Origin of the sequence: Grimontia kaedaensis (assembly GCF_023746615.1) — a bacterium.
Classification (GTDB): Bacteria; Pseudomonadota; Gammaproteobacteria; order Enterobacterales; family Vibrionaceae; genus Enterovibrio; species Enterovibrio kaedaensis.
The window spans coordinates 3215427-3230051 of the sequence record NZ_CP082275.1 but is presented as its reverse complement, the minus strand read 5'-3'; the positions used below and the strand labels follow the sequence as shown (position 1 = coordinate 3230051).

Below are 14625 nucleotides of genomic sequence, written 5' to 3'. Positions count from 1 at the left end.
AAATTGAAGTAATTACCGACGATAGTTAATACCCAGACGATCCAGGTACTGCAGTTGTCCGCTGAGACGGGCTTGGAAATCTGCCCAGTCCCGCTGTTCCTTGGCGCTCCAACACACTTCTGCGATCGCCAGAAGGCGAGGGAAGATCATGTACTCGAAGCGGCTTTGGGTATTGGTCATCTCGCACCATAGTGCGCATTGAATCCCTCTCACTTTCCCAAACTCTTCTTTGGTGACGGTTGAGTTAGCGAAAGGTTCGTAGTGGTAGGCTTTTTCAAGCGGTACCTTACAGGCCCAGTCTGTGCCCGGCTCACAAGCCGAGTAGTCTTGTGCCATATCCAAGTAAGTTTCGTGGCCTGGCTGAAGCACAACGTTGTAACCGTTGCGAATGCAGTCGAGACCGGATTGCTCGTTGAGCCAAGAGAAGATCACTGTGTCTTTGCTGACTTTGTTGCCAAACACCGCCTCTTCCCAGCCGAACATTTGCTTGCCTTTGGTGCTAAGGAAATCTTCACAGTGACGCAGAACGTGACCCTGAAGATCTTTGAAGTCTTTGTAGCCGTGGGTTTTCATCAAAGTCTGACATGCAGGGCTGTCTATCCATACGCCTTCAGGTACTTCGTCTGCGCCAATGTGAACGTAAGGCCCAGTGAAAAGCTCACACACTTCTTTTAGAACGGTCTCCAGGAAGGTATAAGTGCCTTTGAGTCCAGGGTTCAGCACATTGTCGTTGTAGTTTTGGATGCTGCGATACGTTGAGGTATCCGCATCTTCAACCAGCAGTTGTGGCAGGGATTTGATAGCTGCACGGCAGTGACCAGGGATATCAATTTCTGGCACCACAGTGATGCCTCGCTCTGCAGCATAGGCAATGACATCGCGGATCTCGTCTTTGGTGTAAAAACCACCGTGGATCTTGGACAGCGAAGTGTACTGAGGCTCAATGCTTTCAAATGGCCCGCGCCAGGCGCCGATTTCCGTCAGCTCCGGATACGCATCAATCTGGATGCGCCAGCCTTCGTCATCGGTTAAGTGCCAATGGAAATGGTTGAACTTAAAGCGAGCCAGTTGATTGATCAGGTTTTTCACACGGCTGAGAGGGTGGAAGTGACGTGCACAGTCCAGCATCATGCCGCGGTAACCGAAGCGGGGATGATCTTCAACTTCAACGCATGGCAGGGCGTAATCGAAATAATGCCGATGCGATGCCTGTGTTGGCAGCAGTTGAAGTACTGTTGCTACACCATGTGCAAAGCCTGCCTCGTTAGATGCTGAAATCACCACTCCCTGGAGGGTTATGCTTACCCGGTAGTGCTCTGGCTTCAGGTTTTCGTCCTGAACCAGACGGATTTGCGCTTCTTGCTTGATAGTGACATCACGGCGAAGGTGTTGTGACATCTCTTCTGCCAGCCAACGCGCAGCAGGTTTGCTGATCTCACTGTCAGATTGAATCGCGATGTCGTCAGTCAGCGCAAACTGGCCTTGCTTTACCACCAGCGCTTTTGGCTGAGGGATCAGGTTGATCGCCTTCGGCTCTGGAAGTGTCAGTGGAAGGCGTTCTGGTGTTTGGGTGCCGAGGTTGATTGGAGTTGTTTCAACTGGCACGGCCTTCACGCCATCTTCTGTTGTGATCAACAGGCATGCATCACCAATACCTTCATCATGCATAGAGAAAGGCTTGGTAGGATGGCTGAACTCGAGGTACAGATGATCGTTTGCGTTTAAAGGTTCGCCCGTTTCAAAAATACACAGACTGCCAATCTGTTTTAAGGTGCCGTGAGACACTGACGTTGGCAGCACATAGCGGCTGGCGCTGAATGTCAGCTGCCAGTTCTGGATGTTAGTTTCAGAAAGGTTATGAAGCACTAACGCAAAGCGACTTTCACTTGGCGTCGCTTCAATAACATTGAGGTCTAGGCGAAAGTTCATGGCTCACCTCTAAAACGGATAAAGATTGTGGTTACCGCGCGCCATCAAAATAGCGCCGGCCATGGCATCCGCCTGGGGTTTTACCAGCAAAGACTGGGCCGCTGGAGACAGCCAGCGAACAATACGTTCACCAATGCTGCCCATCAGCGCGATTTGCGTTGCGCCTTTTCGGTTCAAACCGAGGATAAGACGCTCCACATCATCAGCAGAGCCTTGCAGTAATTCCATGGCAAGTTCATCTCGTTCCATTGCCAGTTCGAATACTTTCGGACTGAATTGGCCGTAATCGCGAGGTTTCGCGGTTTTAGACCATTCAACAATGGCATCGAGGTCGTTGTTGAAATGCGCAAGGACGTGATCTGACAGAGCTGAACTGGTGCGAAGACCATCGTGTGCCAGCAGTGTTTGTTGGATCAGGCGCAGTCCCATAACCGCGCCACCGCCTTGATCTGATATTGGGAATTCACGGCCACCGACAACATGCTGTTGACCGTTTTCTAAATAGATACCGACAGAGCCTGTGCCAGCGATAACGATGGCACCGTTATCACCGCTGAATGCGCCCATACATGCACCATAACCGTCAGTGTTCAGGGTCATGTGTTTGTAAGGGTGCGGTAGAGCCATAAAGGCCTGCCAGGCCGAGCGTTGCTCGGCTGCTGCTAATGCCAGACCGACAGAAAGGGTGGAAAGGTCGGTGATGCCAGCCTGTTCAGCCGCTTGAGCAATAGCGCTTTGGATGTTCTCCATCGCCAGTTCTACACCCAAAAGGATGTTGGCACTGCCGGTTTTGGCTTCACCCAAAAACTGGCCTTGTTCATCAACAATACGCGCGCGGCAGGAAGTACCACCACCGTCTACGCCACAGAAGAAATTACCCATGGGCAACATCCTTCTTTTGCATAGCGATCGCTAACAGATACCAAGCTGCATGTGGAATCCATTGCTCACCCCAGCGCCAGTTCTGCAGCATGTCATCTTTCTGGCCGTCCGGTTTAAAAGCGATGTCATGCTCGTTTTCAAAGCCAGCCGTAATGCCGTTACACACGCCGCCTTTGGCATTGATAAAGCCAAGATCAGGCAGATAGTCAGGGTTGTTGCGGCCATGGCCATCCAACATGCACATGTCGTAAGGGTTGAGTCCCACAATCCAGTTCAGGGCATGTTGACCGTATTCACGAAGCTTGGCTTTTTGCTCTTCGTCAGACACATAGCTGGTGGCCATAAATGCCATGGCAGCCAGTGAACCCAGACGCGCATTTTCACCTTGCCACCAGTATCCGGTCTCGTTGCGCTGGGCCACGAAAAAGCTGGTGCGCTTTTCTGCGTCGACATTCTTGATGTACTGACGCGGATAACCGAACGGGTTGTTCACTTCGGCGGAGATGCTGAGCTCAAAGTTCAGCGCATTGAAAAGGGTTTCCGTATACTTCGCTTTGAGTGTGTCATCGCCTTCTACCTGAAGGTATTGCATCAGCGAAATCGCAGGCAAGCCTGCTTCAGCAGCATGAAAATAAGGGCGCGAACCATCACCGTTAGCGGACCAGAAGTGATTAATACATTCATCACTCTGTTGTTGCTCGGCAAGGCGGGTTGCCCAATAACGCGCTTCTTCAAGGTATGACTCTCTGGCGGTGAGTTTGAAAAGTTCTGTTGTTGCCAGCAGCGCGCAGTAGAAGTCGATGGTGTTTTCCTGACCATCGTCTAGGTAAGACGAATTGTTTTCTTTTAGATGCCAGTAGCCCGTTTCTGCAGTCTTCTGGTAAGTCTCAACATCGTATTCGCCGTTAACGCCAAAGCGCGCGGCAGCGGCAAGTGATGCGATCGCTACGCCAGCCCCCTGACGGAAACCAGCCTGGAATGCATTGGTCTTGTGACCTTGCTGGGTTTCATAAGCGCAGATATCACGTTGAGATGGGTCTTTGCTCCACTTGTCGAACACGGTCAGGTAGAAGAAACCTTCTGCGTCCTGCATGCGAACGAGAAAATCTGCACCAAACAGCGCTTCATCATGCAGACGGGTTTTAGAGAATGGAGCCAGTTCTGAAGAAAGGGTTTCCAGAGTATTCAGCATATTCCAGACAACCATCGGAATTTGCTGAGGGTTTAAATAGTTAGCATATGAAAGGTGGCTGAAGTATTTGCTGACGTCGCCTGACGCATCATACCAACCGCCATGAACATCAACGTGACGATCTGTGCCAAGAAGGGGCGCAGTAAGATCGCGTTGATCAAACGTGCCTGTACAACGCTGGGATTTGAAGTAGTGGATCACATCTGAAAAGGTGCGATCAAACAGGATACCTTCTGCGACAGAAAAAGCCGGAGACGAAACGTCTCCCACTTTCACAAAGAAATCTCCGCACTTATTGAGTGCAGAGAAATCGATACGGTAAACGTCGCCGGTATGCCATTGGTCTACAGAACCACAAGCACAAACAGGCAGCTGCATCACTGATTGCCCAGTCTGGCAATCTACAATATCGGCATGTGTTGCAGTGACTTCTTGCTTTGCAAGGATCAGCGCTTGTTTATTGCCGAAGCGCTCATAGCCGATATGATTGATCAACAGCTGCATTTTACCTCCTAAAACTCTAGCCCGAGGTTCACTCGAACAGATAGCAGCGAACGAAGTGGTTATCCGCCAGTTTGGTCACTGGAGGTAACGCCTCACGACATTTTTCTGTCGCGTGCAGACAGCGGCCAGCAAATGGACAGCCAACAGAATCCGGCGTCCATAGAGGAATCTCGCCTTTATTACCTTCCAGCTCGGTGTGGATAGATTTCGAAGGATCTGGTACTGCGGAAACCAGCAGGCGTGTGTATGGGTGTTGTGGACGGTGAATGATTTCTTCACAGTCACCCCATTCCACCATGTGGCCAACGTACATTACCGCCAGATCCTCTGCGATATAACGTGCAGTTGCGATGTCGTGCGTGATGTACAGCAGCGCCATTTCCTTTTCGAACTTCATCTCTTCCATCAGGTTCAATACACCTGCACGGATAGACACGTCGAGCATGGAGGTTGGCTCGTCAGCCAGCACAACTTCAGCACCCACAGCGATGTTACGCGCCAAGTTAACGCGTTGGCGCTGACCACCAGAAAGCTGGTGAGGGTACTTCCGTGCGGTTTCTTTTGGTGGTGTCAGACCAACCTGATTCAGCAGGTCATACACTTGTTCTTCCAGTTCTTTCGGATTGCTGCTCGCTTTCTTGTGAATGTGCAGCGGACGCGCGATGTGGTGGAAAATGGTGTGTGTTGGGTTCAGAGAACCGAACGGGTCTTGCCATACCATCTGAACACCTTCGCGATAGGTCATCAGATCGTTTTTCTTGGTGATAGTCGCGATGTCGCGGCCTTTGTACTCAATAGAGCCAGAGGTTGGTGCATACATCTTGGCGATCATTTTTGCTGAGGTAGATTTACCTGAACCAGATTCACCTACTACCGACAGACCGCGGCTCTTATACAGTTTGAATGACACGTCATTCAGTGCGCGCATCATTGGCTTGTTCAGCGCATTACTGCTGATAGGGAAATCTTTTACTAGATTTTTGCCTTCAACAATCGGTTGGCCTAATTCTTTAGTCATTGCTCACTCCTACAAGTCGCTAAAGCCAATTACTTGCCTGTAAACAGGTGGCAGTTGGTGAAACGGTTTGGCTCTACCTGAGTCAGCGTGTTAGCCACTTTGAAACAGGTATCTTTGGTCTTTCCGCAACGAGCCTGGAAACGACAACCTTGTGGGATTTCAAGCAGGTTCAATGGGTTGCCTGGAATACCGGAAAGGTGTGTTTTTGGACCCGTCAGTGGAGGGAATGAGCTAGCCAGACCTTCGGTGTAAGGGTGATAAGGGTTTTTGAGGATTTCTTTCGATGGTGCCACCTCAATCAACTGGCCGGCATACATGATGCCGATACGGTCAGTGAACTCGACCATCAGTGACAGGTCGTGGGTGATGAACAGAATCGAGAAACCAAACTCTTCTTTCAGTGCGTGGATCTTTTGCAGGATCTCGCGCTGAACCACCACGTCCAATGCCGTTGTCGGCTCGTCCATGATGATCATTTTCGGGTTCAGAGCCAGTGCAATCGCGATAACCAGACGCTGACGCATACCACCAGAGAACTGGTGCGGGTAGTCGGTCAAACGGCTTGGGTGGATATCAACGATTTCCAACAGACCTTCTGCGCGACGCTTTGCCTGTTCGCGGGTCATGTTGGTGTGGCGCATGATAACGTCACAGAACTGCTCTTCCATGGTAAGCACTGGGTTCAGGGCGTTCATCGCTGACTGGAACACCATGGAGATTTCTTTCCAGCGGAAGCGACTCATGCGCTCATCGCTGTATTTCATGATGTCTTCACCGTTGAAGAGTACTTCACCGCCGCTGATGAATGCAGGCGGCTTATGAAGACGCATCAGCGAGAATGCAACGGTGGATTTACCACAGCCAGACTCACCGGCCAGACCGAAGACTTCGCCTTTACCAATATCAAAGCTTACGTTGTTTACTGCGCGGACATCGCCCGCGTCAGTAATGTAGTCAACACATAGGTTGCGGATTTGTAGTTGTGCGTCGCTCATTATTTCTCTCCGCTCATTGCTACTTGTGGAGTCAGCTCAGTTTCTGCACGTGACTGAGTTTCTGCTTCTTGCATCTTCTTCCAGCGCTTAAGGCCTTTTTGTGCACGCAACTGCGGGTTAGCGATTTCATCGACTGCGAAGTTAACCAGTGCCAGTGCAAGAGACAGCAAGCTCAGCGCCAAACACGGAGCCAGTACTTCCCACCAGATACCCAGTTGCATTGCTGAAGAGGTACGTACGTTGTACAGCATTGAACCCCAGCTCACTGCGCTCGGATCGCCCATACCGATGAACGAGAGCACAGACTCAGTCAGGATGGCGTACATCACAGAGCCGATGAAGCTTGCACCTACCAGAGGGATAAGGTTTGGCAGGATTTCAACAAACAGAATGCGAGTGCGGGATTCGCCAAGTACTTCTGCGGCTTTAACGAATTCTTTCTCACGAATTGCCAGTGTCTGGGAGCGGATTACCCTGGCGCCCCATGCCCAGGAGGTTAAGGCTATTACCAAGGCGATGGTGAGCGGACCTGCCTGTCCGACGAATGCTGCTACGACCATCACGATTGGAAGCTGAGGCATAACCAACATGACGTTCATCGCACCCGACAGTACGTTGTCTACACGTCCGCCAAAGTAACCTGCTGAGATACCCATGATGGTGGCAACCACACACACGAAGATACCGGCAGTGAAGCCAACGAACAGTGAAGTTCGAGCACCATGAACTACCTGAGACCAGATGTCGCGGCCAAGACGGGTAGTACCCAGAACGTGCTCAGCGTCTTTTGACATGCGCAGACGACGTTGGTTATCTGCCAGGTTCTCAGCTACCCATCCATCTGGATTAGCCTGTGCCATTTTGACAACAAAACCAGGGTATTCATGTGGTGCACCCGTGCGCTTGTGCGGGTCGTACTGAGAAAGAAATGGTGCAAACACAGCCGCGATGATAAACATCAGAATCAAAATGACGCCTACCAGAGCTTTTGTATTACCGCGAATAATATTAAGAAAATCTTTCATGATTATTTGCCTCCCTTACGCAGACGTGGGTCAAGCAAAACGATGAGAACATCAGCGATGAAGTTGAAGCACAGCATAACGATGGTCAGGATGATCAGCAGGCCTTGCAGTACTTGGTAGTCACGGCCGTTAACGGCATTGAGCATCGCAGTACCCAAACCTGGGTATTGGAAAATCATTTCTACAACCAGCTGACCAGCCACCGCCATACCCAGGGCCATAGAAAGCGCAGTCACAGTTGGCAACAGAGCGTTACGAGCGGCGTAGTTGAAGACAACGCGGTTCTCTGAAAGGCCCTTACCTTTAGCCATGGTGATGTAGTCTTCCGCCAACAAGTTGATCATGTTGTTACGCATGTTGATCAGGAAGCCACCGATTTGTGCGATGGTCGCACAGAACAGAGGAAGGAAAGCGTGGTAGAGAATGCCGCTGTAAGTCTCCCAGCTGGTAAAGTCGAGGATTGCGCCCTCTGGCATGCCGTAAGATGTCGGGAACCACTTGAGTGTAATACCGAATATGAAAAGGATAAGCATGCCGATAACAACAGGTGGAATTGCCTGTAAGGCCATAAAACCTGGAGATACGAATGAGTCGAAGCGACTGCCACGGCGCCATGCCGCGAAGATACCAACCACTGAACCGATACAAAACGCCATCACTACGGAAGTACCTGCAAGGAACAGAGTCCAACCGAGAGACTTAGCAATCAGCTCGTTAACAGTCATTGGATAGAATTGGGTTGATACGCCAAGCTCCCAAGTGAAAATACTTTTCACGTAAGTCAGGAACTGAACGTGGATAGGGCCATCAACGAAACCCAAAAGTGCTTTCATTGCCGCGATACGTTCAGGGGTTACCTGTACACTCGCGTTGGCAAACATCATGGTCACCGGGTCGCCGGGCATTGCACGTGGTAAAATAAAATTCAGCGTGATTGCGATAAGCAATGCGCCAAAATAAAACATTAATCTATTAAGAAAAAATCCCATAACTCACACCTTAAGTGGCACGACGAAGCCGTGACCAAAGAATTAAAGCTCAAAGGTCAAAAGTACCGATTGTTTATCTTTGGAAAGAGGCGGCGCGGATGCGCCGCCAGATTTAGAGATTAAGCTTTTGGCTTAAGGTCAAGAATGTGCAGCAGACGCTCATTGATACCTTGCCAAATCATTGGACGGCCTTTGGCATTGTCCGCACTCCACCAGCCAGTGAAGCGTGATTCGTTGAACTGGTAAGTAGAAGCCGCAGACAGAACTGGAATCACAACTTGATTGTCAGACAGGATCTTTTCAATCTTGTGAGCCATTTCCACTTGCTCTGCACGGTCAGCTGTTGAGTAGAATTTCTCCAGCAGCTCGTCTACTTCCGCGCTCTTGAAGCGGTGCATCGCGAAGCGTGGGTTACCTTCTTTCGCCATGAAGCGAGAGTGGAAGCCAGTATCCCAAGTCTGGTGTGGATCTGGACCTGTGAAGTAGTTAGTCAGAGCTACGTCGAACGTACCACCAGCCATTGCTTCGTTGTAAACAGAGAAGTCAGGGGTTACAGCTTTCGCTTTGATACCCACATCTGCCAGGTTTTCTGCTGCCAGTTGTGAAGTGTTGTTCCAGTCAGTCCAGCCAGAAGGAGTCTGGATTGCCAGTTCAAAGCTCTTACCTGATGGAGTTTCTACGAAGCCGTCACCATTGATGTCTTTGAAGCCTGCTTTCTTCAGCAGCTCTTTAGAAAACTCAACGTTGTATGAGTTGAATTTCTTCGCTGCATCATAAGTTGCAGGATCAGACCAGCTTTGGTAAAGCGCCGCGATACCTGCTGCAGAGTGGTTTGGAGAACCTGCACCGTAGAACGCGATGTCAATGATTGATTGACGGTCGATAGCAGTAGACATTGCGCGACGGAAGTCAACGTTAGTCAGTGCTTCGTTCTTAGCTGCTTCTGGGTGCTCGAAGTTAACTAGCAGGTTAACAGAAGAACCTACTGGTGCTGGCCAGTATTTGTGGTTCTTGTTCACTGATGCGTAAACTGCGTCGATATCTGGGATGAACGAAGAAGTCCAGTCCAGCTCAGAAGCAACAATCTTAGACAGCAGACCGTCGTTGTTGTTGATCAGAGGCATACGCAGACAGTCGATAGCTACGCTGTCAGCATCCCAGTAGTTAGGGTTTTCACACTGTACGTACAGGTTGCTGGTGAAGGTATCAACTTCGGTGAACGGGCCAGTACCAACTGGAGTTTCGTTCGCGAAAGCTTCTGGCTTGTCGACCTTGCTCCAAATATGCTTAGGAACAGGATGCGTTTGAACCAGTTTGAAAGGTGCTGAAGAGTTAGCTTCGTTCAGCGAAATTTCAACGCTGTTGCCTTTTACTTCAACGTCGCTGATCAGAGCTGCGTTACCTGCAAGGTCAAGCGCTGCGTTTTCACGGATCAGGTTGTAAGTAAATGCCACGTCCTCTGCAGTGAAAGGTGTGCCGTCAGACCATTTAACGCCTTCACGGATTTCGAAAGTTACTTTTTTCAGGTCATCTGAAACAGTGTAATCCTTCGCCAGACGCATTACTGGAGTGTTACCGTCCAGCTGGTTGAAGATAACCAGTGGCTCGTAGACGAAGTCCAGAGTTGTTCTTAAGTTGTTCTGCAAGAACGGGTTGAAGTTACGAGTAAGTTGTGGGTAGAAATCAGGTACGATAGTTAGTTCTACTCTATCAGCAGCGCTGACAACAGGAGCTGTCAGTACCGACGCTGCGGCCGCAACGACGGCTACTGCAAGTTTTGTTTTCTTTAGATTGGCAAGCATAGCTGTTCCTTACTAGTTGCTTTGTTCCACTTGGTTCTGACCGTAATCAATTTGGTCAGGCCGGAACCCGCTATGGATAACCACTCAAGTGAACTTGGTCATCCACATGGCCGTGCAGGCTCAGTGCAATGTAAGGAAACTCCTGTTCTGTTTTTTGGTCAATTGGGCTGCCCGTTAAAAACGTTAAAAGAAACCGACCTCTTGTCAAAACCGTCAATATTGACGATTTTGACAAGGCTTTACCACATTTGACTGAGGTCAAAAAATGTCCTGATTCATGACTTTTAACCACTCATTGTTAGTAATTGCTAACCATTTATCCCTTTTCAAATATAGTCTTTAACGAGATTGAAATATTGAGTGATCTCGATCTCCGTTTGTCTGAGTCGTTAATTTTTTGCTGAAAATTTGGAGGCTAACTTTGTTGTGATTTTCTTCTCATAAACGGAAGAATAGTCTCGCACTTATATGTTGAGGTTAAAAATAGAACACTTTTAATGGGGTGTTTTACTAACAAATCACCCTATGCAAGGTATGTTGAGTTATAGATTTTACGTCGAAAAATAAGTTGAGCTGTCGCTCTACACAGTGATTTACAAGCACTGGCTTCGCTCTCATGAAGGGGCTTTTAGGCACCTTGGCGAAGGCTTAGATAAGACGATTCCGGACAGCATCTAGCGCGTGAGAGAAAGACTAAGGTAGGAATGTATTTTGTCATTAGTGGAGCAAGCGTAGACCCAGGCTTATCTTTTTTCGGCATTGAGCGTGAGGGAGTTGATGTCGAAAAAAGCCCCTGAGCGGGGCTTATTGGTATGACTGGATTATTTTGAAATCAACGTCTGAAGCCTTTCTCTGAGCACTTCAAGCTCGTTTCTTTCTTTGTTTTCTTCTATGCAGCGCTCAAGGACAAAATCGATGGTACTAATGACTGTTCGCCAGCGCGGAGATTTTGGAACGGTTTCGACATGGAGGTATTTGTCGAGCGTTCGTGTTTGCAAGGTACTTCGGTCAAGATAGACTCGCCAAAGTCCGCTCTCCTCTGCAAGATCAAACTTGGTTTTACCTGTGGAGTTTTGCCAAAAGTTTAAGGTAGCACTCATCACTTTGACCAGCGTATCTCTCAGTATGTCAGCTTTGTCGGGCTTACTACCTGAGAAACGGTCAGCCATTCTGGTGAACTCTCCGCCAAGCTCACGGAGCTGCTGAAGTTTTTCCATATCGCCATCATAGGCATAGTCTGATAGTGCAGATACGGCGTTTTCCAAAAGCTGTACCCGATGCGAAGAAGCTCTCTTCCCTGTGTTGAGGATTAGCATCATCTGCAGACCAGATGATTCGGGTAGGGTGATTAAATCCGTATCAATATCAACGATGTCCCCATCGACTTTAAACCTGAATTGGCCGCTGTAATGACCTCGAGCGGACTCTGGTTCAGGCAATGCCATCGCTAAGAAATCTTCAAGCTGGTGGCGCTCAATTTGTTCGGCACTAAGGCGGAATATTTCGCTGCATGCATCATTGGCGTAACTGATCCGTCCATTATCCTGCACACAGATAATACCTTCAGAGGCGCTATCCAGCATGCCAAGCAGTTTGTTCTGTACTTCTCGAAGACCAGCTTCAACTTGCTCACGAAAATGAATTTCTTTCTGCAGAGTGCGGTTGTGCTCGCGCTCCTGCTCAGTCAGCGATGCATTGATGTAAGCTCGTATACGAGCACTGAGTTCGTCTTTGTTGAAGGGTTTTGTCAGGTAATCGTTGGCACCGGCATCAAACCCCTTCACTTTATCCTGCACCTGACCTAACGCCGAAAGCATAATAATAGGCAGATCAGCCCGACCGTATCGCTCTCGCAGGTGAGTACATACTTCATAGCCACTGAGCTCCGGCATCATGACATCCAGCAGCATCAGGGCTGGCTTTTCCATAGTGACGGACTCAATCGCCTGACGGCCATTTTCGACGGCTTTTACCCGATAACCTTCAAGGCGCAGGAAGTTATTGAGTACCTGCAGATTTACCGGTTCATCGTCTACTACCAAGATCAACGGTCCATCGGGGTTTTCCGGTAACTGGGTGTAATCTGTCTGATCCAGCTCTACACGAGGTACGGCGAAGTGCGCATTATTGGCAAGGCGCGTTTTCGCTTTGTCTTCTTCAGTGGCCAACGGCAAAGTGAAGCTGAACGTAGTGCCTACCATTGGTTGACTGGATACGTAGAGCTGGCCCCCCATAATGTCGATTAGCTGGCGGCTGATAGATAACCCAAGGCCTGCGCCCTGCCGGTATTGTGCAGCGTTGCCACTTGCTTGGGTCAAAGGTTCGAAGATGTACTCGAGTTGGTCGGATGGGATTCCCTGACCAGTATCTACCACCTGAATGCGAAGCTGACCTTCTAATACGGTGGCAGAAATAATGATTTTGCCTTCGTCGGTGTATTTGATTGCATTACCAATAAGGTTATACAGAACCTGCTCCAGACGTTGTTCATCGGCACGAACCAACGGTAAGTCGATAGGCACCTGGTTAATAATGCGCACGGGTTTTCCACCTAAAAGGTGACTGGAGAGCTCGATAACCAGTCTCACCGCATTGGCGGTGTCGACAGCCTGTGGAGAGATTTCAAGTTCGCCGTAACGCATCTTGTGGTAATCAAGCAAATCATCCACCAGATTTGAGAGACGCTCGCCACTGTTAATGATCATTTGGAGCTGATGTTTTTGGCGTTCTGGCAGCGGGCCTTCAGCGCCAGCAAGTATGGACTCGGCAATCCCCACCATGCCGTGGAGCGGTGTACGCAGCTCATGAGAGGTTGTCGCCAGAAAGTCATCTTTCATGCGGTCGGCTTGTTGAAGCTCTTCATTCTTTTGCTTGATGACCTGAATGTTTTGTTCGAGCTCTTTATTTTGTTCGCGGATAAGGGCCAGCTTGTCTCGAATTGAGCGTTGCATGCGCGCAAAACTGACAGCCAGTCTACCAATCTCATCGTCACGGTCTGTACTGTTAATTTTTTGTTCCAAATCGCCGGCAGAAACTTGCTCAGCGGCCCAGGTCAGTTTGAGCAAAGGTGCCGTGATAGAGTTAGACAGCATGTGTGAAGCAATCACTACCAACAAAATGGCAATGACCATGACCGCAATGAAGATTTTCTCCAATTGGTAGATGCGGGCGAATGCTTCCTCTTCCGGCAGTTCGAGGACGATCGCCCAGGAAGTACCCGGAATATCAACTGGCGCATAGGCACCCAATACGCGGTGATTCTCCGGACTCAGGAAACTGCCGACATCACGAAGACCTGCGAGAGCCGCTTCAATCGCGGTACTGTTAATCGGTGCCAGTATCTCTGTCGTCACCAGATTACGAGGGATAAGGTCATTGCCCACCAACAGGGTACTAATGTAGCCCTTCTCCTGGGGGGTTGAGTTGAGCATTTTATCCAACGCATTGTTTGGCAATTTGAACAGCACATAGCTGTGCAGGTAGCCCTGCTGCATGATAGGTGCGGCAAACCACGCCACCATTTCACCATCGGCTTGTTGGGTGTAGTCGGTAAAAGCGATCGGTGTATTTTCACTATCTGTCAGTGGGGAATCGACCGCCTCTCTGATGTCCGAGAACGTTTTACCGACAGCGGTTTCACGCCACTTTTCAGAAAGCAGGTTTGAGCCAAAAGCGTCATCTTTTAACGTAGAATAAACCACGTTGCCATGAATATCGACCAGCAAAATATCTGAAAAATCAGAACGCTTCAGGTGTTCTTTATAGGCCCAGTCATAGCGCTTATGCAGCAGGCGATATCGCTCGCTGCCAATGAAATTGCTGTCGTTAGCGCCGGGTGGTAGCGTGGCGTTTGAATCGGCACCATAGCGTTCCCGGGCAACGTTGCGGGCCATTTCTTCTGTGTCGCCTAGCTGTTGGAATGCTGCGATTAAACCGTAGAAGCGCCCGCCACTGGCGGTCGCAAGTTCTGAGCGGCTAAAGGATTTGACCTCTGAGTGACGGGCATCAAAGTAGCTGATTATTTGCTCTTTTTTGTTGTCACGTAGAAAAGAAAGGTGTGTGGTGCTTTGTTGTTCAAGATCGCTGCTGTGAGATTCAAGGAAGAAAATCGCCAACAGGGTGAGAGGCGTGATACTCAGCACCAGAAAAGCCAACATCAGCGTATGCTGAAGTCGTTTGAATTTCTGTTTTTTTTGCATGTCTCTGCCTGAGAAATTGGAAATCAAAAGGCGCTTTACTTAACCTAAAATTGTCGAATTTGACGGTGGCTAAAAAGGGCACATATGAAA

Annotated in this window: 9 protein-coding genes; all 9 read right to left on the bottom strand. The window is 49.4% G+C overall.

Annotated features, from left to right (window positions below; genetic code table 11):
- Positions 1–12 precede the first annotated feature (12 nt).
- A complete protein-coding gene (locus tag K6Q96_RS14505; RefSeq protein ID WP_251876592.1) occupies positions 13–1929 on the bottom strand; it encodes a beta-N-acetylhexosaminidase in 1917 nt (638 codons plus the stop codon).
- A gap of 9 nt (positions 1930–1938) precedes the next feature.
- A complete protein-coding gene (locus K6Q96_RS14500) occupies positions 1939–2811 on the bottom strand; it encodes a glucosamine kinase nucleotide-binding domain-containing protein (protein ID WP_251876591.1) in 873 nt (290 codons plus the stop codon).
- Positions 2804–4507: a glycoside hydrolase family 9 protein gene (locus K6Q96_RS14495; protein WP_251876590.1), complete on the bottom strand. Its 1704-nt coding sequence runs from the start codon at positions 4505–4507 to the stop codon at positions 2804–2806. The genes K6Q96_RS14500 and K6Q96_RS14495 overlap by 8 nt, the downstream gene beginning before the upstream one ends.
- 28 nt (positions 4508–4535) lie before the next feature.
- Positions 4536–5525, bottom strand: a complete 990-nt coding sequence (locus K6Q96_RS14490) for an ABC transporter ATP-binding protein (RefSeq protein ID WP_251876589.1) — start codon at positions 5523–5525, stop codon at positions 4536–4538.
- Between the two features lie 29 nt (positions 5526–5554).
- A complete protein-coding gene (locus tag K6Q96_RS14485; RefSeq protein WP_002540449.1) occupies positions 5555–6520 on the bottom strand; it encodes an ABC transporter ATP-binding protein in 966 nt (321 codons plus the stop codon).
- Complete coding sequence (locus K6Q96_RS14480; RefSeq protein WP_251876588.1) at positions 6520–7545, bottom strand: ABC transporter permease; 1026 nt, start codon at positions 7543–7545, stop codon at positions 6520–6522. Before K6Q96_RS14480 ends, K6Q96_RS14485 begins: the two co-directional genes overlap by 1 nt.
- Before the next feature lie 2 nt (positions 7546–7547).
- Positions 7548–8534, bottom strand: coding sequence for an ABC transporter permease (locus tag K6Q96_RS14475; RefSeq protein ID WP_002540447.1), 987 nt, complete (start codon positions 8532–8534; stop codon positions 7548–7550).
- Between the two features lie 119 nt (positions 8535–8653).
- Entirely contained in the window at positions 8654–10336 is a 1683-nt protein-coding gene (locus K6Q96_RS14470; protein ID WP_251876587.1) for an ABC transporter substrate-binding protein, read from the bottom strand.
- 821 nt (positions 10337–11157) lie between these two features.
- Positions 11158–14535 carry a hybrid sensor histidine kinase/response regulator gene (locus tag K6Q96_RS14465; protein ID WP_251876586.1) on the bottom strand — a complete coding sequence of 1126 codons (3378 nt, stop codon included), beginning with the start codon at positions 14533–14535 and terminating at the stop codon, positions 11158–11160.
- Positions 14536–14625 lie beyond the last annotated feature (90 nt).